General features: G+C 39.3%; 29 protein-coding genes. 23 read left to right on the plus strand and 6 right to left on the minus strand.

What is annotated here, in order from left to right:
• The first annotated feature begins 209 nt into the window (after window positions 1-209).
• The 14 genes from HT728_RS03210 to HT728_RS03275 all read left to right on the plus strand — a co-directional run bounded on the left by HT728_RS03210 (window position 210) and on the right by HT728_RS03275 (window position 9,832).
• Entirely contained in the window at window positions 210-503 is a 294-nt protein-coding gene (locus HT728_RS03210; protein ID WP_173233742.1) for a hypothetical protein, read from the plus strand.
• A complete protein-coding gene (locus HT728_RS03215; RefSeq protein ID WP_000058832.1) occupies window positions 484-825 on the plus strand; it encodes a hypothetical protein in 342 nt (113 codons plus the stop codon). The genes HT728_RS03210 and HT728_RS03215 overlap by 20 nt, the downstream gene beginning before the upstream one ends.
• Window positions 818-1,090 carry a hypothetical protein gene (locus tag HT728_RS03220; protein ID WP_173233744.1) on the plus strand — a complete coding sequence of 91 codons (273 nt, stop codon included), beginning with the start codon at window positions 818-820 and terminating at the stop codon, window positions 1,088-1,090. The genes HT728_RS03215 and HT728_RS03220 overlap by 8 nt, the downstream gene beginning before the upstream one ends.
• Window positions 1,087-1,602, plus strand: a complete 516-nt coding sequence (locus HT728_RS03225) for a hypothetical protein (protein ID WP_173233746.1) — start codon at window positions 1,087-1,089, stop codon at window positions 1,600-1,602. The genes HT728_RS03220 and HT728_RS03225 overlap by 4 nt, the downstream gene beginning before the upstream one ends.
• Entirely contained in the window at window positions 1,595-3,049 is a 1,455-nt protein-coding gene (locus tag HT728_RS03230) for a virulence-associated E family protein (RefSeq protein ID WP_173233748.1), read from the plus strand. The genes HT728_RS03225 and HT728_RS03230 overlap by 8 nt, the downstream gene beginning before the upstream one ends.
• A 406-nt stretch (window positions 3,050-3,455) precedes the next feature.
• Window positions 3,456-3,725, plus strand: coding sequence for a hypothetical protein (locus HT728_RS03235; RefSeq protein WP_049512058.1), 270 nt, complete (start codon window positions 3,456-3,458; stop codon window positions 3,723-3,725).
• Between the two features lie 102 nt (window positions 3,726-3,827).
• Window positions 3,828-4,493 carry a hypothetical protein gene (locus tag HT728_RS03240; protein WP_173233751.1) on the plus strand — a complete coding sequence of 222 codons (666 nt, stop codon included), beginning with the start codon at window positions 3,828-3,830 and terminating at the stop codon, window positions 4,491-4,493.
• Window positions 4,494-4,496: 3 nt separating this feature from the next.
• Complete coding sequence (locus HT728_RS03245; protein ID WP_023947511.1) at window positions 4,497-4,697, plus strand: hypothetical protein; 201 nt, start codon at window positions 4,497-4,499, stop codon at window positions 4,695-4,697.
• Window positions 4,698-4,745: 48 nt separating this feature from the next.
• Window positions 4,746-5,252 (plus strand): terminase small subunit, encoded by a 507-nt coding sequence (locus HT728_RS03250; RefSeq protein WP_173233753.1) that lies wholly within the window; start codon window positions 4,746-4,748, stop codon window positions 5,250-5,252.
• 72 nt (window positions 5,253-5,324) lie between these two features.
• Entirely contained in the window at window positions 5,325-5,717 is a 393-nt protein-coding gene (locus tag HT728_RS03255) for a transcriptional regulator (protein WP_173233755.1), read from the plus strand.
• A 348-nt stretch (window positions 5,718-6,065) separates the two neighbouring features.
• Window positions 6,066-6,596 (plus strand): YutD family protein, encoded by a 531-nt coding sequence (locus HT728_RS03260; RefSeq protein ID WP_173233757.1) that lies wholly within the window; start codon window positions 6,066-6,068, stop codon window positions 6,594-6,596.
• 20 nt (window positions 6,597-6,616) lie between these two features.
• Window positions 6,617-7,702, plus strand: coding sequence for a 23S rRNA (adenine(2503)-C(2))-methyltransferase RlmN (gene rlmN, locus HT728_RS03265; RefSeq protein WP_173233760.1), 1,086 nt, complete (start codon window positions 6,617-6,619; stop codon window positions 7,700-7,702).
• Complete coding sequence (locus HT728_RS03270; protein ID WP_173233762.1) at window positions 7,702-8,175, plus strand: VanZ family protein; 474 nt, start codon at window positions 7,702-7,704, stop codon at window positions 8,173-8,175. Before rlmN ends, HT728_RS03270 begins: the two co-directional genes overlap by 1 nt.
• A 115-nt stretch (window positions 8,176-8,290) precedes the next feature.
• Window positions 8,291-9,832: an ABC-F family ATP-binding cassette domain-containing protein gene (locus HT728_RS03275; protein ID WP_000025378.1), complete on the plus strand. Its 1,542-nt coding sequence runs from the start codon at window positions 8,291-8,293 to the stop codon at window positions 9,830-9,832.
• 54 nt (window positions 9,833-9,886) lie between these two features.
• On the opposite strand, the gene HT728_RS03280 is transcribed toward HT728_RS03275, so the two are convergent.
• The 3 genes from HT728_RS03280 to HT728_RS03290 form a co-directional block, all read right to left on the minus strand.
• A complete protein-coding gene (locus HT728_RS03280; protein WP_164226926.1) occupies window positions 9,887-10,690 on the minus strand; it encodes a peptidylprolyl isomerase in 804 nt (267 codons plus the stop codon).
• 176 nt (window positions 10,691-10,866) lie between these two features.
• Window positions 10,867-11,091, minus strand: a complete 225-nt coding sequence (locus tag HT728_RS03285; protein ID WP_173217638.1) for a helix-turn-helix transcriptional regulator — start codon at window positions 11,089-11,091, stop codon at window positions 10,867-10,869.
• A gap of 2 nt (window positions 11,092-11,093) precedes the next feature.
• Window positions 11,094-11,672: a DUF3796 domain-containing protein gene (locus HT728_RS03290; protein ID WP_173217636.1), complete on the minus strand. Its 579-nt coding sequence runs from the start codon at window positions 11,670-11,672 to the stop codon at window positions 11,094-11,096.
• A gap of 800 nt (window positions 11,673-12,472) precedes the next feature.
• On the opposite strand from HT728_RS03290, the gene rpsP reads away from it, so the two are divergent.
• From rpsP to HT728_RS03320, 6 genes are all read left to right on the plus strand, one after another.
• Entirely contained in the window at window positions 12,473-12,745 is a 273-nt protein-coding gene (rpsP, locus tag HT728_RS03295) for a 30S ribosomal protein S16 (RefSeq protein ID WP_000268760.1), read from the plus strand.
• A 19-nt stretch (window positions 12,746-12,764) separates the two neighbouring features.
• Window positions 12,765-13,004 (plus strand): RNA-binding protein KphA, encoded by a 240-nt coding sequence (gene kphA / locus HT728_RS03300; RefSeq protein ID WP_000379617.1) that lies wholly within the window; start codon window positions 12,765-12,767, stop codon window positions 13,002-13,004.
• A 109-nt stretch (window positions 13,005-13,113) separates the two neighbouring features.
• Window positions 13,114-13,509 carry a hypothetical protein gene (locus HT728_RS03305; RefSeq protein WP_240147165.1) on the plus strand — a complete coding sequence of 132 codons (396 nt, stop codon included), beginning with the start codon at window positions 13,114-13,116 and terminating at the stop codon, window positions 13,507-13,509.
• Window positions 13,510-13,751: 242 nt separating this feature from the next.
• Window positions 13,752-14,270: a ribosome maturation factor RimM gene (gene rimM / locus HT728_RS03310; protein WP_001105892.1), complete on the plus strand. Its 519-nt coding sequence runs from the start codon at window positions 13,752-13,754 to the stop codon at window positions 14,268-14,270.
• Window positions 14,260-14,979 (plus strand): tRNA (guanosine(37)-N1)-methyltransferase TrmD, encoded by a 720-nt coding sequence (gene trmD / locus HT728_RS03315; protein WP_138029520.1) that lies wholly within the window; start codon window positions 14,260-14,262, stop codon window positions 14,977-14,979. Before rimM ends, trmD begins: the two co-directional genes overlap by 11 nt.
• Before the next feature lie 11 nt (window positions 14,980-14,990).
• Window positions 14,991-15,329, plus strand: a complete 339-nt coding sequence (locus tag HT728_RS03320; RefSeq protein ID WP_001196041.1) for an ATP cone domain-containing protein — start codon at window positions 14,991-14,993, stop codon at window positions 15,327-15,329.
• 30 nt (window positions 15,330-15,359) lie between these two features.
• On the opposite strand, the gene HT728_RS03325 is transcribed toward HT728_RS03320, so the two are convergent.
• Complete coding sequence (locus tag HT728_RS03325; RefSeq protein ID WP_173233764.1) at window positions 15,360-15,680, minus strand: hypothetical protein; 321 nt, start codon at window positions 15,678-15,680, stop codon at window positions 15,360-15,362.
• 98 nt (window positions 15,681-15,778) lie between these two features.
• Here HT728_RS03325 and HT728_RS03330 point away from each other — a divergent pair, with 98 nt between their 5' ends.
• Window positions 15,779-15,994: a YdbC family protein gene (locus HT728_RS03330; protein WP_000807437.1), complete on the plus strand. Its 216-nt coding sequence runs from the start codon at window positions 15,779-15,781 to the stop codon at window positions 15,992-15,994.
• Between the two features lie 53 nt (window positions 15,995-16,047).
• On the opposite strand, the gene HT728_RS03335 is transcribed toward HT728_RS03330, so the two are convergent.
• Entirely contained in the window at window positions 16,048-16,584 is a 537-nt protein-coding gene (locus HT728_RS03335) for a biotin transporter BioY (protein WP_173233766.1), read from the minus strand.
• Window positions 16,585-16,780: 196 nt separating this feature from the next.
• A complete protein-coding gene (gene gor / locus HT728_RS03340) occupies window positions 16,781-18,127 on the minus strand; it encodes a glutathione-disulfide reductase (protein ID WP_112443493.1) in 1,347 nt (448 codons plus the stop codon).
• Window positions 18,128-18,416: 289 nt separating this feature from the next.
• On the opposite strand from gor, the gene HT728_RS03345 reads away from it, so the two are divergent.
• On the plus strand, window positions 18,417-19,625 hold the full coding sequence (locus HT728_RS03345) for an efflux RND transporter periplasmic adaptor subunit (protein WP_173234115.1): 1,209 nt from the start codon (window positions 18,417-18,419) through the stop codon (window positions 19,623-19,625).
• Complete coding sequence (locus HT728_RS03350) at window positions 19,609-20,310, plus strand: ABC transporter ATP-binding protein (RefSeq protein ID WP_000811469.1); 702 nt, start codon at window positions 19,609-19,611, stop codon at window positions 20,308-20,310. Before HT728_RS03345 ends, HT728_RS03350 begins: the two co-directional genes overlap by 17 nt.

A 20,310-nucleotide genomic window follows, 5' to 3' on the forward strand; every position in this document is an offset into this window, starting at 1 on the left:
AATGAATTAGATTTGACCAATACACAGGCGGTAATCTCTATGGTGGTATTGATTGGCTGACTGCTTTATATAAACCACCTAGACCGCAAAAAAAGCGCCCAATTTGAGCGAGAAAACCAACAGACGATAGAAACACCTAGCGAGGATTTAAACCCTGATTATGGGAGATATATCCAGCTTGCAGGGGTAAGAGTTTACGGAGGAATGAAATGAGTTACATAGTGAAGATATACCTTGATAGTGAAAAAATACCAGATGAACCTTATTTTACAAAAGATATTTTTCTAGCTACGTGTATGGACAATGCAACAAAGTTAGCTGTAACTATGGGCTTGTTGACAAAACAAACGTTGGATTTAGAGACTAAGACAGCTATTTTGAAAACCCTTGATACCATCATAGAAACTCAAAAAGATATTTTGCGAGGGGTAGCGAGCGGACAAATAACCTTTTTGAATAAAAGCAAAGGAGAGGAGGAACTGAATGAGTCTATCAGAGAATGACAAACGAGTATTAAGATTAATCAAGGTAGGGGCTGAGAACTCCATAACAGGGGCAGAAATCAGCCTGATCACTAAGCTAGCAGAAAGAACCGTGCAAGATATTATCAGCCGTCTAATCACGCGCCATAGCGTTCCTATTGTTGGGGTTCGACACGGGACATTTAGAGGATATTTTATCCCTGCTAACAAAGAGGAGTTACTGGACGGAGCAAAAGCATTCTATAACCAAGTACAGGAAGAACAGAAACGCCTAACTGTCCTTTTAAATGCTGATTTAGAGAGCTACAAAGAAACCTTGAAGGAGGTGGGCGGATATGTTTAGCCTAAGCCGAGAAAGTGAGCATGACCTAACTCATGGCATTCTGGAGGTAGTGGAAAGATACCTTGAAGCGCATGAGAAAGCACCGCAGAGACTGACCAAGCTTATAAATAGAGTTGAACTCAAAGAGGAATTGAAAATTAGTGACAGCACGCTAAATAAGTGGGAAAGGCAGGGTTTAAGACGCTATCAACCTCCTGACGATGGTTCTAGAATGATTTACTATTTAGTGACTGACATCTGGAAGTTTCTGGGGGTGGATAAATGAGGGTGCTGGAGTTAATTTTATCCGCTGACAAATTGCCTTTGTTTGGCTTTCTCAAGTCTACCCCAACCCAAGTTTGGAAGAATGGGAATTACTACAAATTTATCTACTTTGAGCCAATAGGCGAGGCGCTGACGGCTTTTCACTACAAAGGCTTGTATGTGGTAGTTAAAGACGAGAGTGAGGAAGTAGAGGGCTGGGAACTAACCAGAGATTTAGAAATAGGTTTGGCCAGTCCTGACTTGCTGACGATCCTGAAAGATTTAGAGGTAAACAAATTGACAGAGCAACGGCAGGGGCTTGGAGTGGAGTTAAAAGGCTGGGTTTTTGACCTGATTTGTAATGGCATTTATACCAGGTATGAGACTTCACTTTTTGTCCGCTTGCTATTTGTGAATGGTTACAGTTTTGGCCAATTAGTGGACTTGTTTTCAGCAATCGTTAAACGGAAAGACTTAGCAAGCTACTTTCTAGAAGTAGCGACAAAATTCTATAAGGAGGTGGCTTTTGAATAGCAATGACATTGTAGATAAAATCATTGAAGAAGATAAGCAGAAAGTACCGCCTGAAGTGGTGGACTTGACCCAAGCAAGGGAGACCGATGAGGAACATAATAGCCTGAACTTGGCAAAGAAAGCAAGAGGCGATGGCTTTGCAGTCAACTTGGACAATCTCAAGAAGATTTTGAATGGAGATAGCAAGCTAAAAGGGGCTATACAATACAACGTCTTTACTTATGAAATTGACGTGACTAGACCAATGAAGCTAAACGGTAGAATCCTGAGCGGTGCAATCGATGACCTGATTATCAGAGAGATTAGGGCTTATATTGCTACCAAGTACAAGATGGACTATAAAAAGCCTGACATAGCGGATATTTTGGAAGTGGTAGCTGGAGAACACAGCTACAATCCCTTAAAAGACTATCTGGAATCTTGTGAAAGCGAGTATAAAGAGTTAGTGAATCAGCGTGATCCCTTTGATATTTTAAGGCATTATCTCAATATTAAGGATGATGGATATAACCGTATTATCATGGACTTGTTTTTCCGTGGAGCGGTTGCCAAGGTGTTTGACCCTACCATCAAGTTTGACTTTGTGCTGGACTTGACTGGAAGGCAGGGAGTAGGAAAGACCCAATTTTTTGAGGGGCTTTTCACTCACAAGTATTTTACAACCGTTGAGACCTTCACAGACAAAGATGACAAGGCTAGAATGGTAAGAAACTGGTGTGTATTTGATGATGAGATGGTGGCCAGCAAAAAGGCTAGTTTTTCAGAATTGAAGAAATTCATCACAGAAACCAAGCTAGAGTTTAGACCGCCTTACGCTTCAAGTGACAGACGATTGCCTAAGAGTTTTATTATCGTGAGGGCAACCAATGACCATGATTATTTAAATGACCTGACAGGAGAAAGGCGCTTTCTGGTTGCAGAAGTCTACAAGGACACCGCTTATAAGGGCAGGAAGTGGACGGAAAAAGACCGTAGAGCCTTTTGGGGTGCTATGGTGGTAGCTTGGAAGTCTAATAAATCTTTGACCTTGACAGACGACCAAGAAAAGCTAGTAAACGAGGTTAGAAGCCGTTACAAGTTTGTAGATGAAATCCTTGAGGATGTTGAGCGTTATTTAGAAACTCCCTACCCTAAAAATATGTATCAATTCCCAACAACAGACAGTACAAGACACTACTATATTCATGACATGATGAACCACGGCTACCATATGGGCACTAATGGCGTAGAGATTCATCTTGATACTGAAAAGTATGGGGAACTGGTGGAAAGGGATAAGGTGGTAGTTAATTTATTCTTTTCTGAGGTTTATTTGAACAATTCCCCTAATCCCAAAGATAAAAATAAGGTAAAGAAAATCATGCAAAACAAAGAAGGCTGGGAATATAGAGAATCTTTAAGGTTTGGTAAAAGCGTCAAGCGCGGATTTGCTAAAATAAAAAAATAAAGTGTAGACAGTGTAGCCAAAAGATAAAAAAACGGCTACACTGAAAACCTTTGATACTGTAAGGGTTTCAAAGAGGTGTAGACAAGACGAAAAAAATGGCTACACCCCTAAACCCTTGATATTACTGACTTTTTAATATAAATGTAGCCAAAATATATATTTTATAAAAGTATAGTTAATTAAATACCTAATGCGTTATATATTATTTTTTTCTGAGATGAAACGGCTACACGGCTACACAAGGCGAAAACCCTTGGGGCTGTAAGGCGGAATGCGTAGCCAATAGATATTCAAAAACGGCTACACTTTGCCCAAAACCTAAAATAAAATGGGGTAGATAGTACCGACCCCCTTGCGACGGTGTAATTACTAGTGACACCCTTAAAACAGAAAGAGGAAAAACAACATGACATTAAAAGTATTTTCAGAAACCGCACCAAAACATACATTTACTTATGAATTTGGAAACCTAGAAGACGCACAAATAGCAGGGCTAGCTTTATTTGGATATATGAGAGGTACTTATCTAGTGCCAGCTATTAAACTAAGATATAAGGAAAACGGAACGCTTATCGCTGAGTATTTGGAGGATAACAATCTAGATATCAACTTTAAACGCATTTGTGAGGTTTTCAAGAATAGCGAAAATCCAATAGATGAAGAAGTTGAGGAATAGAGTAGAGAGGATGTAAGTAGATGAACTACAATAGAGACCCCGTGACTGGATTGGATATGGCACTCTAAAATTAATAAAAACAACAGAAAAGGAAAGAATAAGATGACAGAAACACAAAACACAAACAACATTGAACAAGCGCAAAAGCGCCAAGAACTAGCCCAAAAAATGGATAAAGCACTAGATAAAATCACTAAGGAAGTAAACGCATTGATCACGCAAAACGAAAATGCGATTGCTGAGGCTGAACGAGAAAAAACACAGTTGCTCCAAGACCAAGCGACCGCCCGACGTGAACACGATGAGGCGGTTGATGAAGTAGATAAAGACAAGCTACGCAATGCCAAGGATAATTTATGGATTGCTGAAAGTAAATTAAAAAAGAACGCTAAAAAGCTGGAAGACTTACACAATGAAGCATTGATGAACCTTGAAGATTTTAAGGCAAAAATCGATGAACTAGATTCAACGGTTGACAAAAAACATAAGGCGCTTTATGATAAAGCCGTGGATTTGATGAAAGAGATTGATCAGATTGATAATGAAATTATTGCTGATTCAGATAAACTCCGAACTCTTTACCATGCTATGGCTTACAAAGTGGGGAAAGGTAAGAGAGAATTTACTTTCAGTACAGGGGGGGCTAGAATTTCTCCAGTTGGTGGACTGATTGATTATGTACCAACATATCCAGTAAAACCATTCTTAGAAGAAAATTATAAACAAGTTTTTGGTCGTACTTATAATGACGCGAAAGGGCATTTTTAAAAGATGAAGAGACAAATCAGACACAAAATTGAACCAGTACCGACGATTGTAGAACTCTTTAAACTAATGGAGGAGCACCAGCAAGCACATCCAGAGTACGAGCGTTATAATTTTAAATACATTGAAGATGGTGATGCTATTGGTGCAATCATTGACTACAACGTAGAAGAATCAGTATTACAAGCTGAGCAAGATAACGCTTAAGACAAGGGGGAGTTTTCCCCTTTTTGTCGCTTAAGGAGGTGAACTAATGTGACAGATAAGTTAACGCAGAGACAAGAAAAATTTGTCCAAGGACTAGTGGCTGGACTATCTCAAAGAAAAGCATATAAAGGGGCTTATAACGCCCAAAAGATGACTGATAGTACGATAGATTCAAGGGCTAGTAAGTTGCTGAAAGAGTATAAGGTTAATACAAGGTACAGAGAGTTATTAAAAGAGTTTTCAAACCGTGCTTTATGGTCAAGAGAACAGGCTTTTAATGAGTATGAATGGCTAAAAAATAAAGCTAAATCTGAAATTATCGAAAGTGGATTGAGATCTAGTAATTTTAATGCCTTTCTTTCTGCTTTGCATGGGATGAATAATAGCGCTTTTCGTGATTTGGAGTTGCTGGACGAGAAGTTGCGAGCAGAAATCAGTGTGATTAAGAGTAACATCCATCAAGAAACTCCAGTTAAGGATGATAAATTTATAGAGGCCATGAGCGCAATGGTTGAATCAGTCTGGGAAGATGAGATTCAAAAGGAAAAGCCTTAGAATACGAAAAAAGCCAAGGCGCTCCGCCTCAGCTATAATCTCAATAATATTATATCACAAGGGAGCGAACTAATGGAGCTGGATAAGTTTAAAACGATGATGAACGTCAGAAAGCGGATGACTTACTTTCTGAGATTTCAGAGGATGGCAGGAAGTGAAAACCAAGTTAGGATAGATGAAGAGTCTTGGAAGCTTGTCTTACCTGATCAGTGGAGTTTGAGCGGTGAGCATGAAAAGGCAATCCGTGAGGGGTTGGAAATATTCGCCCACGACATCAACAGTATAGAGAACAAACGAGCCAGAAAATACTTCATTATCCATTATTGCTATATGAGAAAGAAAACAGTAAGCGAATGTTTAGAAATTGCTGGGACAAAATACACTAGCTACCACCGATATAAACAGATAGCTGTTTTAAACTTTGCGAGAATCCACCAGAACGGAGAGCTGGAAGTATATAGGTAAGTGTATATCATCTTGATGGGATATTTTGCCCTATCGTCTTTATCGTGTTATAATATACCTATCAGCAATCAGCAATAAAAAAAGCACGTTTGACCGTGCTAGTTTCTTGCCTGCTGAACTCGTCATTTATTGCCCTTTTTGAGGGCTTTTTTGTGGACTTTTTAAGAACTTTTATAGTCTTTTAAAAAGTCCTAAAGACCTGCTATTTTTTAAGATTTAATAGTATAAACGCTTTAGGTATTTTAATGAAGACTAAAAGTTTATCGTTTCTATTCTTATGAGAAACGTGCTAACTGCTAGAAATTATGGTAGAATAAAGTATTAAGTAATCGTGGAAAAAGGATATCTATGCGAAAAGAAATTGCACCTGAATTATACAACTATAACAAGTTTCCTGGTCCTGAGTTTCATTTACACGGGGACAAGGTCGAAACGGAAGGGATCGCTTTTTCCTTGGTGGAAAATATCAAGGAAGCCTTTGATGTGACGACTTTTAATCAGCGTTTTTCAGAAGTCTTAACCAAGTTTGATTATATCGTGGGAGACTGGAGCAACGAACAGCTTCGCCTACGAGGTTTTTACAAGGATGACCGAACAGAGGAAAATCTTGAAAAAATCAGTCGTTTACAAGACTATCTTTTAGAGTATTGTAGTTATGGTTGTGCCTATTTTGTTCTAGAAAATGAAGCACCTAAGCGCGCATCATTTGACAAGAAAATGCGTAAGAAGGAAGAAGAACCACCTTCTAGAAAAGGAAAGAAGCCGTCTCAAACCAAACGAAAGCCGAATGCAGATAAGAAAAATAGACGTCGTCAGAAAGACCAGTATTCTCAGAAAGAGGACAAGGGGCAACGTCATTTTGTTATTCGTCAGAAGTGAGTAGAGAATAAGGAGTAGAAATGAAACCGTCAATTTATAGTTTAACACGTCAAACCATGCAGGAATGGGTTTTGGAGCAGGGAGAAAAGAAATTCCGTGCAGATCAAATCTGGGAATGGCTCTACCGTAAACGTGTCCAGTCATTTGAAGAGATGACCAACCTGTCAAAAGATTTGATTGCTAAGCTTAATGATCAGTTTGTGGTCAATCCCTTGAAACAACGTATTGTGCAAGAGTCTGCTGATGGGACAGTTAAATATCTTTTTGAATTGCCAGATGGTATGTTGATTGAGACGGTACTTATGCGTCAACACTACGGTTTATCTGTCTGTGTGACCACTCAGGTCGGCTGTAATATTGGTTGTACCTTCTGTGCCTCTGGTTTGATTAAGAAACAACGTGACCTTAATAATGGGGAAATCGTAGCGCAAATCATGCTGGTTCAGAAATACTTTGATGAACGTGGTCAGGACGAACGCGTCAGCCATATCGTTGTCATGGGTATCGGTGAGCCTTTTGATAACTACAACAATGTCTTAAATTTCGTTCGTACTATCAATGATGACAAGGGAATGGCCATCGGTGCTCGTCACATTACGGTTTCAACCTCAGGTTTGACCCATAAAATTCGTGACTTTGCTAATGAAGGAGTTCAGGTCAATCTTGCCGTTTCCCTTCATGCACCGAACAATGAATTGCGCTCAAGCATCATGAAGATTAACCGTGCCTTTCCGATTGAAAAACTTTTCGCAGCCATTGAGTATTACATTGAGACAACTAATCGTCGTGTGACTTTTGAGTATATCATGCTCAATGAAGTCAATGACGGTGTAGAACAAGCCTTGGAATTGGCTGAATTGCTCAAGAATATCAAGAAATTGTCTTATGTAAACTTGATTCCTTATAACCCAGTTAGTGAGCATGACCAATATAGCCGTAGTCCTAAAGAGCGCGTCCTGGCCTTCTATGATACGCTTAAGAAAAAAGGGGTTAACTGTGTGGTTCGTCAAGAGCATGGTACTGATATTGATGCAGCTTGTGGACAATTGCGTTCCAATACAATGAAACGTGACCGCCAGAAAGCAGTCGCAGCAGTCAATCCTTAATGATGAAGAAGAGTTACAATCATATTTTGGTCTGGGGAGTCATTTTCTATAGCATTTGCATTGTCTATTTTTGCTTTACTCCTCAAGAACAATCTCCCGTGGGGGTGGAAACTCCAGGTATTCAGCATCTTGGACGCCTGGTTTTTCTTTTGACTCCTTTCAATTCTCTCTGGAAACTGGGTGAAGTGACTAGTTTGGGACAAGTCATTTGGATTTTTTTGCAGAACATTTTAAATGTCTTCTTGCTTTTTCCTCTTGTTTTCCAACTCCTTTATCTCCTTCCAAACTTGCGGAAAACAAAAAAGATCCTTCTTTTTAGCTTTCTAGTGAGTTTTGGAATTGAGTGTACGCAGTTAGTCTTGGATTTTTTCTTTGATTTTAATCGAGTCTTTGAGGTTGATGATTTGTGGACCAATATCTTGGGTGGCTATCTGGCTTGGCTCCTCTATAAACAATTACATAATACTCAATGAAAATCAAAGAGCAAACTAGGAAGCTAGCCGCAGGCTGTACTTGAGTACGGCAAGGTGAAGCTGACGTGGTTTGAAGAGATTTTCGAAGAGTATAAAAACAAGATAAGGAATTAAAATGAGTATTTTAGAAGTTAAAAATCTGAGTCACGGTTTTGGTGACCGTGCAATTTTTGAAGATGTGTCCTTCCGTCTTCTCAAAGGAGAACATATCGGCCTGGTCGGTGCCAATGGTGAAGGAAAATCAACCTTTATGAGTATCGTGACTGGTAAAATGCTGCCAGATGAAGGGAAGGTTGAGTGGTCCAAATATGTGACTGCTGGTTACTTGGATCAGCACTCCGTCCTTGCTGAAGGGCAGTCGGTACGTGATGTTCTCCGTACAGCCTTTGATGAGCTTTTCAAAGCGGAAGCCCGTATCAATGACCTCTATATGGAAATGGCTGAAGACGGAGCGGATGTTGATGCTCTCATGGAAGAAGTGGGAGAACTTCAAGACCGTTTAGAGAGTCGTGATTTCTATACCTTGGATGCTAAGATTGACGAAGTAGCGCGTGCCCTTGGTGTCATGGACTTTGGCATGGATACAGATGTAACTTCTTTGTCAGGTGGGCAAAGAACCAAGGTGCTTTTGGCAAAACTTCTCCTTGAAAAGCCTGATATATTACTTTTGGATGAGCCGACCAACTATTTGGATGCTGAGCATATTGACTGGCTTAAGCGCTATCTCCAAAACTATGAGAATGCCTTTGTCCTCATTTCACACGACATTCCATTCCTAAATGACGTTATCAATATTGTCTATCATGTGGAAAATCAACAGCTGACGCGTTATTCTGGTGACTACTACCAGTTCCAAGAAGTCTATGCTATGAAGAAATCTCAGCTAGAGGCTGCCTACGAACGTCAGCAAAAAGAAATTGCGGATCTCAAGGACTTCGTGGCTCGAAACAAAGCGCGTGTTGCAACACGAAACATGGCCATGTCTCGTCAGAAGAAATTGGATAAGATGGATATTATCGAACTGCAAAGTGAGAAACCAAAGCCATCCTTTGATTTTAAACCAGCTCGTACACCAGGTCGCTTTATTTTCCAAGCTAAGGATTTGCAAATTGGTTATGATCGTCCTCTGACCAAGCCTTTAAATCTTACCTTTGAACGTAATCAAAAGGTTGCTATTATCGGGGCAAATGGTATCGGAAAAACAACTCTCTTGAAGTCTCTCTTGGGAATTATCCCGCCAATCGCTGGAGAAGTTGAACGTGGAGACTACCTAGAACTTGGCTACTTTGAACAGGAAGTAGAAGGCGGTAATCGCCAAACTCCTCTTGAAGCTGTCTGGAATGCCTTTCCAGCTCTCAACCAAGCAGAAGTTCGTGCAGCCCTTGCTCGTTGTGGTTTGACAACCAAGCATATTGAAAGTCAAATTCAGGTCTTGTCAGGTGGGGAACAAGCCAAGGTTCGTTTCTGTCTCTTGATGAATCGTGAAAACAACGTTTTAGTGCTGGACGAGCCAACCAACCACTTGGATGTGGATGCCAAGGATGAACTCAAACGCGCTCTCAAAGAATATAAGGGATCTATTCTTATGGTCTGCCACGAACCAGACTTTTATGAAGGCTGGATGGACCAAATCTGGGATTTTAATAATTTAACTTAAGAATGAGAGTAAAAGAAATACAGTACCGAATATGGATACTGTATTTTTTGGTTTTTATGATTTAAAATCGTAGTCTTTCACTACTTCGATACTATCGATAGTAATAGCAGTCGTTGGCTTGTCTTTTTCATCTTTTTCGGCTTTAGCAATTTTATCCACAACATCCATACCGTCAATCACTTGACCAAAAACTGGGTGTTTGCCATCTAAACTAGGGTTTCCACCTTCTTTGTAGGCTTCGATGATTTTCTTGGGATACTTGCTTGTAGGGAGTTTAGCAGAGGTATCAGTAGAGTTTTGGTTGATGAAGAATTGGCTACCATTGGTGTTTGGTTGACCAGTATTAGCCATAGCAAGAGCACCACGGATGTTATAGAGATAAGGAGTAATCTCGTTCTTGAAACCAGTTCCCTTATCTTTAGTCTTATCCTTGTCATGCCAGATGGACTGACCACCTGTACCGTCCCCTTTTGGATCTCCGGTTTGGACCATAAAGCCATCGATGACACGGTGGAAGGTAATACCGTTATAGTAGCCTTCTTTGGCATGAGTGAGGAAGTTTTCAACCGCTAGAGGAGCGAGTTTAGGGAAGAGCTTAATGCGGATATCACCTTGGCTTGTGTGGAGAATCACTTCGGCTTCATCTTCAGCAACTTCTTTAGATAGTTGTGGGAAATTGGCGTTTTCGTTTGTTAAAGCATCGTTTAACTCCTTGGTAGATTGGGCTGCTGCTTTGGAGCTTTCCTCAGCGGCCAAGCTAGAATCTACATAGTCATCACCACGCAAACTACGTTGGATGTTGCTACATCCAGCTAGAGCTACAGTGGATAGTAAAAGAAGGGTTGCTAGTTTTTTCATTCTGATCCTTTCAAAAATTCATTTCTACCATTGTACCCTAAAAGGAAGGGGATTTCAAATATTAGTGACAAGGTAGTTTTAGAGAAAGCCAAAAGAAAAATCGCTTGCTTAGAGATTTTTCTTTTGGCTTCAATTCCTAATTAATCAATGAACTTAATACTAGGTCTCGAAAAGAATTATGCTTCCTCTTTCTGTCTGAGTTCAAAGAGCTCTTCTACTTTCAGATTAAAAACTTGAGCAATTTTAAGAGCCATTTCCAGCGAAGGATTGTAACGGTTATTTTCCAAGTGCAGAATTGTCTCGCGTCGTATGCCGATGCGGTCGGCTAACTCCTGCTGGGTCATGCCTGTGGACTCACGGACAGATTTGAGATTAGTAATAATATTGCTTTCTTTGGCCATGCTTATCCTCTACGTTCCAAGATAAGATAGACAACCGAAAAGATGCAAATCAAGGCAGCTATGCTAATAAATATCTGTCCCATGTAAAGAGTGAGAGACCCCATATACCCAATGATAACTGCTAGGATCATCAGTGCGCCTAGTATAAAAACAAACATCAAGCTAGCTGCCTTGGCTAAATTAGCATAAAAGCGTTCGTCCGGAGTTTCCTTGACATTTTTTAAAGAGAAAAAAACAAATACAATCACTTCAATAACGAGGCCAATTCCCAAAATCCATTCTTTAATACCAGAACTTACGCTTGGGGTCGCAACCCAAATCCCTACTGTATAAAAAATGCTTGCTGCAAACACAAGTATCGTGTAAAGCTTAGCAGACAAGTCAAAAATAATCTTTCCCTTACCTTTCTGACTCTTATGTAGCCAGCTCCAAATAGCTATAATTTGACCTAACACTGAAATACCAGTAATAACTAACTTGGGTTCCCAACTAAGATTAGAACCAAATAAAACAATAAAATCAATAAAGAGAGCTACGGCAATCATTGCAATGAGGCCACGCATTTTTTGACTTTTTTTCATGATAGACTCCTTTTTTATGTTATAAATATATAACACTTAAATTTTATGTTATAAATATATCACATTTAAATTTAGAAAGCAAGAATTTATGTGCCAAGGTGGCAATTATTTGAAAAAATTTTTTAATAAAAGCCCTCGATAGTCAAACAACTAAAGAATTCTTTGAAGCAATGCATCGGATTTGGTTTGGATAGTTTCGTTAATAATATTTGATGATAAAGAATTTTTGGAAAATCTAGATACTGTATGAATCTCTATTTTTTTCTTAGACTGTTATAAAGTCTGTCAAAATAAGCTTTGTAGGTGTAGAAGTTAATTTTTACAGAACTAAATTATTCCCCTATTTAGAATCTATTAATTCATATTTTCTAAATTAATAGATATCATTCTTAAAATTCTTGATATTTCTTTTGGGAACGGGATTGGGATTTAGGAGCCAAGTATCCAAATCTCGTTCAGGTGAGATGAAGGGTTTGAGTTGATGGTCTTTATAAAATATTTCTAATACTCTTCGAAAATCAAATTCAAACTACGTCAGCTTTGCCTTGCCGTACTTAAGTACAGCCTGCGGCTAGCTTCCTAGTTTGCTCTTTGATTTTCATTGAGTATAAAATAGTATTCACGGCTAGCTTCTTTCAAACATTTATTTCCTACTTCTAACAAATTTCTAAATGGTTTAAGAATTTTATAGTCTGTCAAGTTTTTTTCTTGACACCTGCCAGAAATCTGCTATAATAGAACATGTGCTAAATAGCTCAGCTATTTCACCGAAATAAAAAATAAGAAAAGAGACTTTAAAAATGGCAGTTAAAATCCGTTTGACTCGTATGGGTTCTAAGAAAAAACCTTTCTACCGTATCAACGTAGCAGATTCACGTTCACCACGTGACGGACGTTTCATCGAAACAGTTGGAACTTACAACCCACTTGTTGCTGAAAACCAAGTAACTTTGAAAGAAGACCGCGTTCTTGCATGGTTGGCTGATGGAGCTCAACCTTCAGATACAGTTCGCAACATCCTTTCAAAAGAAGGTGTATTGAAAAAATTCCACGATTCTAAATTCTCAAAATAAGTTTAAAGTAGGTTGACAGATGGATACGATTGAAAATCTCATTATTGCGATTGTGAAACCCTTGATTTCACAACCAGATGCCTTAACTATCAAGATTGAAGATACACCAGAGTTTTTGGAATATCATTTGGATCTTGATCAAAGTGATGTGGGTCGTGTAATCGGTCGTAAGGGTCGCACTATTTCTGCGATAAGAACGATTGTCTACTCTGTCCCAACTGAAGACAAAAAAGTAAGAATCGTTATTGACGAAAAATAAGAAGGGCGGGACGAATGTCTCGCTTTTTTGCGAGAAGTGTAAAATTGCAGCCATTAAGTACCAACATTAACGTGATTTGGAAGGCTTTTTAAAGGGGGACTGGAAAAGAATGAACATTGATTGTATTTTAAACATAGATTGGGAAATGTACATTGATTGGTTATTGCGAATTTTACAGATTTCGACTTTTATAGGTGTAATTTTAAAAATTAGTTTTCAGAATAAGGCCTATATCAATAATATCGAAATTCAGGTAATTAAACCAATCGAATTTGATTCCTTACATACGAGATTTCATCATATATATGAGTTTAAACATGATGAAAATGATAAACATTATAACCATTTGATTTTTTATCCCAAAGAAATTGATATTGAAATAGTAGAATTTTATTCTTTAAACTATGATTCAAAAAGTAATCGTTTAGTTGATAATGATAAACTACATACAGTTAAAAATTTAAAGAATTATACATGCTTATTGATTCATACAAATTTACCATAGAATATGCCTAGTTTAAGAATGAAATGGAAAACAAGTCAGGGTGAAATTGGCGAGTATACATTTTATAGTAATATGTATAATGGGAATGTGAATATCTCATCTTTCAAATATAAATTAATATTAAAGAGGAAACTATTAGCACTTTTTGGACTATAGCGACCCCTCTATGTATCTTCCTCCAACTTGAGAAAATCTTTGGAACGTGATAGAATAAAGGATAGAAATAGAGTACAGGAGACAAGATGAACTACTTTAATGTTGGGAAAATCGTCAATACTCAAGGGTTGCAGGGTGAGATGCGAGTCTTGTCTGTGACGGATTTTGCAGAAGAACGGTTTAAAAAAGGAGCTGAGCTGGCCTTGTTTGATGAAAAAGATCAGTTTGTTCAAACAGTGACCATTGCTAGCCACCGTAAACAGAAGAACTTTGACATTATTAAATTCAAAGATATGTACCATATCAATGCGATTGAAAAGTACAAGGGATACAGTCTCAAGGTCGCTGAGGAAGATTTGAATGACTTAGATGATGGTGAATTCTATTATCACGAGATTATCGGTTTGGAAGTCTATGAGGGTGATAACTTGATTGGAACCATCAAGGAAATCCTGCAACCAGGTGCCAACGATGTCTGGGTGGTCAAGCGAAAAGGTAAACGTGACTTGCTCTTGCCTTATATCCCACCAGTAGTTCTCAATGTTGATATTCCAAATAACCGCGTCGATGTGGAAATCTTAGAAGGGTTAGACGATGAAGATTGATATTTTAACCCTCTTTCCAGAGATGTTTTCTCCACTGGAGCACTCAATCGTTGGAAAGGCTCGAGAAAAAGGGCTCTTGGATATCCAGTATCATAATTTTCGAGAAAATGCTGAAAAGGCCCGTCATGTAGATGATGAGCCCTACGGAGGCGGTCAGGGCATGTTGCTCAGAGCACAACCCATTTTCGATTCCTTTGATGCTATTGAAAAGAAAAATCCGCGCGTTATTCTCCTCGATCCTGCTGGAAAGCAGTTTGATCAGGCTTATGCTGAAGATTTGGCTCAAGAGGAAGAGCTAATCTTTATCTGTGGGCACTATGAGGGTTATGATGAGCGCATTAAGACCTTAGTGACAGATGAGATCTCCCTGGGAGACTATGTCTTGACTGGAGGAGAATTGGCGGCCATGACCATGATTGATGCTACGGTTCGCCTGATTCCAGAAGTGATTGGCAAGGAGTCTAGCCACCAAGATGATAGTTTTTCTTCAGGCCTTCTTGAATACCCTCAGTACACACGTCCCTATGATTATCGAGGTATGGTTGTGCCAGATGTATTGATGAGCGGGCACCATGAAAAGATTCGTCAGTGGCGCCTGTATGAGAGTTTAAAGAAAACCTATGAACGCAGACCGGATTTGCTTGAACATTATCAACTGACAGCAGAAGAAGAAAAAATGCTGGCAGAAATCAAAGAAAACAAAGAATAAAGGAGAAACCTATGCAAGTAATCAAACGTGATGGCGAAATTGCTGAATTTAATCCAGACAAGATTTACCAAGCTATTTTAAAGGCAGCCCAGACTGTCTATGTATTGACAGATGATTTACGTCAAAACCTTGCACAAGTCACTAAAAAAGTGGTTTTGGACTTGGAAGAAGCCAAGGTAGAACGTGCTACCATTAGCATGATTCAGTCTATGGTTGAACATCGTTTGCTGGGTGCAGGTTACATTACCATTGCAGAACACTACATTTCCTATCGTTTACAACGTGACTTGGAAAGAAGTGGTTATGGAGATCATATCGCCGTTCATTTACATTTTGAACAAGTTCGCTAAGAAAAAAGAGTGGGATGAAGTAACTACATCTCACTCTTTCTTAAATCTATTTTTTTGGGCTGTTTGGACGGTTGAAGGGACAAAGCGAAGACGTTGAATATCGCTTATGCGGATAATACGGGTCACATTTTTGGCAAAATTTTTCACGATAAGTTGTTGGCCTTGTTGATCGTATTTGATGATGTCACCTGTAAAACTTGTCTCAGACAAGATAAGGTGAACAGCGGTTTGTTTCTGGATAGCCTCTTCAATAGTGGCTGTAAGGGAGTTGCTTTCAGTCTGATCTGGTTCTTCAAGTCCATTTAAAAAGTCATGTATTTTACCTAGAACTTGCTGGAATTTATGTCTCATATTGGCCTCCCTTCTTTTATATCAATATTATATAAAATTTTCCTAAAATCTACAAGATTTTACGAATAATCAAATGAAAGCTAAAAAAGGAGAAGAAAATGGCAGAATTTACATTTAAAATCGAAGAGCACTTGTTGACTCTTTCTGAAAACGAAAAAGGTTGGACTAAGGAAATCAACCGTGTGAGCTTTAATGGTGCCCCTGCAAAGTTTGATATTCGTGCTTGGAGTCCAGACCATACTAAAATGGGCAAAGGGATTACACTCTCCAATGAAGAATTTCAAACAATGGTGGATGCCTTTAAAGGCAACTAAGTTTTCAAAATGAAAGAAAAGGATATTGAGTCATGACAACTCGATATCCTTTTTTAGTTAGTAAAGTAAGCCTGATTTTTAAGGCGTTGAAGTAATGGACGGCTAATAATACTAATAGCAATAATTTTACCAAGATCTGGGATGATAAAGGGAAATACTCCCACAGCAAGAGCTTTTTCAAATGGCATTCCAGCTAGGAAATGCAATCCAATGATCCCACCAACAAAAACAAGTGTATCTCCCAAGAGATTTGCTAGAAAAATTCTAACAAAACCACTATCACTGTTAGTTAGAGAAGAGGTAAGTCCAGAATAAACAAGATAAAACCAAAGATAGCCTGCAGTAGGACCAATCAAAGCATGAAATCCAGCTCCACCTCCTGCAAAAACAGGAAGACCGATGGCACCTAGAAGAAGATAGAGTCCAACAGAAAGTACAGCCTCTCTCGGTCTAAAGACAGTAGCAATCAAGCCGATTGCAAAGTTTTGCAGAGTGAAGGGCACAGGTCCAATTGGAAGACTGATTTGTGCCAAAACAGCAATGAGAGCAGCCCCAATAGCAGGGATGGCATAAACGTGAGCTTTTTTCAAAATAGTTAACCTCTTTTATAATGTATAGTAACTATTATACTCGTAGAGTAATTATTGTCAATCTATTTTTATAGCGAAGGTAACAAAAAACTGTAACGGCCGATTTTGCTTACTGGTTAAGTTGGATAATTGTTTTGTTGATTCGAAAACATCAAAAAAGAAGCAGACACATTTGTATCAGCTTCTTTTATTTCGATTAACGCATAGTTACAAATTCTTCAGATGCAGTTGGGTGAATCGCCACAGTTGCATCAAAGTCAGCCTTGGTTGCTCCCATTTTGATAGCAACAGCAAATCCTTGAATCATTTCATCAACACCGTATCCAATTCCATGAAGTCCGACAACTTTTTCTTCTGAACCAGCTGTGATCAATTTGAAACGAGTTTCTTGACGGTTGAAAGTGCAAGCAGAGTACATAGACGTAAAGCTTGATTTATAAACCTTGATTTGGTCTTGACCGTATTCTTTAATAGCTTGCTCTTCGGTCAATCCAACCGTTCCGATAGCAGGGTGTGAAAAGACAACAGTTGGAATAGTTGAGTAGTCCATTTTTGCAGTTGTTTTTCCGTTAAAGAGACGTTCAGATAGGGTACGCCCAGCCTTGATAGCTACTGGAGTTAGTTCTTTTTCGCCTGTTACATCACCTAGAGCGTAGATTCCCTCAACAACAGTATTTTGGTATTCATCCACTTGGATAAAGCCACGTTCGTTCAGAGTTACTCCAGCTTTTTCAAGTTGCAAGCCCTTAACGTTTGGACGGCGACCCGTAGCCCAGATAACTTGGCTAGCTGTGTGACTAGTACCATCTTCGAAATGAATGGTAATGCCGTCAGTAGTTTTTTCTAACTTGGCAGGGACTTTGTGAGTATGAAGTGGTAAGTTTGTTCTTTCCATTTCCTTGACCAGACCTTCAACGATGTAAGAATCAAAACCACGTAAAGGACGATCGCGGCGAACAAAGAGGTCTGTCTTGACACCAAAAGTGTGGAGTACGCCAGCCAATTCAACGGCGATATAACCAGCGCCTAGAATAGCAACTGATTCTGGCAATTCTTCCCAGGCAAATACATCATCAGAAGAGCCACCTAGCTCAGCACCAGGAATATTTGGAATACTTGGATGGGCACCTGTAGCAATCACGATATGTTTAGCACGAATCAACTCACCATTTACGCTAACAGTATGAGAATCTACAAATTCAGCATGACCTTCAATCAAGTCTACTCCGTTGCGTTTAAAACTGCCATCATAAGAAGAACGAGCGCGATCGATGTAGGCTTCACGATTGCGACGTAGGGTTGCAAAGTCAAAGTTAAGATCAGTAGTTTTAAAACCATAGTCTTCTCCAAATTGATGGAAAGTCTCAGCGATTTGCGCCCCGTACCACATGATTTTTTTAGGAACACAACCGACATTGACACATGTTCCGCCTAGTTTCTTTTCCTCAATAACGGCCGCTTTGGCTCCGTGTTCACCAGCACGGTTCATGGTAGCAATTCCTCCGCTACCTCCACCGATAGCAATGATATCATATTCTCTCATTGAAAACTCCTTTATACTCTTTTAAATAGTAGAGTGTCATTTTTTGATAGTCATATTCTATCTTTTTTTTGATGTGATTGCAAAAATCTGCTACGTTCAAAAAAATTAAAGAAAAGGCTTGCAAAAAAGAAAAATAAAGTGTATTATATAACTAGTACAACGATTGTAAAATAAATTCCGAACAATAATTAAATCCTGAAATGTCATTATTTCGTTCTGAAATGTTATTGTTTCAAATTGATAATTTTTGTATAATATTGTTAAGAACTTTAAATCAAAAAGGAGTTTCATTATGAAAAAGAATGGTAAAGCTAAAAAGTGGCAATTGTATGCAGCAATCGGTGCTGCAAGTGTGGTTGTATTGGGTGCTGGGGGCATTTTGCTCTTTAGACAACCTTCTCAGACTGCTGTAAAAGATGAGGCTACTCATCTTGTTGTTGCCAAGGAAGGAAGCGTGGCATCCTCTGTTTTATTATCAGGGACAGTAACAGCAAAAAATGAACAATATGTTTATTTTGATGCTAGTAAGGGTGATTTAGATGAAATCCTTGTTTCTGTGGGTGATAAAGTCAGTGAAGGGCAGGCTTTAGTCAAGTACAGTAGTTCAGAAGCCCAGGCGGCCTATGATTCAGCGAGTCGAGCAGTTGCGAAGGCAGATCGTCATATCAATGAACTCAATCAAGCGCGAAATGAAGCCGCTTCAGCTCCGACTCCACAGTTGCCAACACCAGCAGGAGACGAAGGAGCTGCAGCCCAAACTCAAGCTCCAGTCGCAGGAAATTCGGTATCCTCTATTGATGCACAACTAGGTGATGCTCGTGATGCTCGTGCAGATGCAGCAGCGCAATTAAGCAAGGCTCAAAGTCAGTTGGATGCAATGACGGTTCTCAGTACCTTAGAGGGAACTGTGGTCGAAGTCAACCGTAATGTTTCTAAATCTCCAACTGGAGCTAGCCAGGTGGTAGTTCATGTCGTTAGCAATGAAAACTTGCAAGTTAAGGGGGAACTATCTGAATATAACCTTGCCAACCTCTCTGTAGGCCAAGAAGTAACCTTTACTTCTAAAGTTTACCAAGATAAGAGCTGGACTGGTAAGATTAGCTACATTTCTGACTACCCTAAAAACAATGGTGAAGCAGCAAGTGCAGCTACTGCCGCAGCAGGTGGTAATTCTGGTTCTAAATATCCATATACCATCGATGTTACAAGTGAAATCGGTGATTTGAAACAAGGATTCTCAGTAAGTGTTGAGGTCAAGAATAAGAGTAAAGCCATTTTGGTTCCTCTAACAAGTGTTGTGACTGAAAATGATAAGAACTATGTCTGGGTGCTTGACGAGCAGAAAAAGGCCAAGAAAGTGGAAGTTGGTTTGGGCAATGCTGATGCAGACAACCAAGAAATCACTTCAGGTCTGACAAATGGAGTCAAGGTCATCAGTAACCCAACGTCTTCTCTAGAGGAAGGAAAAGAGGTGAAGGCTGATGAAGCAACTAATTAGTCTAAAAAATATCTGCAGAAGCTACCGTAACGGTGACCAAGAACTGCAGGTTCTCAAAAACATCAACCTAGAAGTGAATGAGGGTGAGTTTGTTGCCATCATGGGACCATCTGGTTCTGGTAAGTCTACTCTCATGAATACGATTGGGATGTTGGATACACCAAGCAGTGGAGAATATTATCTTGAAGGTCAAGAAGTAGCTGGACTGGGTGAAAAACAACTAGCCAAGGTCCGCAACCAACAAATCGGTTTTGTCTTTCAGCAGTTCTTTCTTCTATCTAAACTCAATGCTCTGCAAAATGTAGAATTGCCCTTGATTTACGCAGGAGTTTCGGCTTCAAAACGGCGCAAGTTAGCTGAGGAGTATTTAGACAAGGTTGAATTGACTGAGCGTAGTCATCATTTGCCTTCGGAATTATCTGGTGGTCAAAAGCAACGTGTGGCTATTGCGCGTGCCTTGGTAAACAATCCTTCTATTATCTTAGCAGACGAACCGACAGGAGCCTTGGATACCAAAACAGGGAATCAAATTATGCAACTATTGGTTGACTTGAACAAAGAAGGAAAAACCATTATCATGGTAACGCATGAGCCTGAAATAGCTGCTTATGCTAAACGCCAGATTGTCATTCGAGATGGAGTTATTTCATCTGATAGTGCTCAGTTAGAAAAGGAGGAAAACTAA

The sequence above is a fragment of the Streptococcus sp. 544 genome, from assembly GCF_013277385.1.
Classification (GTDB): Bacteria; Bacillota; Bacilli; order Lactobacillales; family Streptococcaceae; genus Streptococcus; species Streptococcus mitis_BA.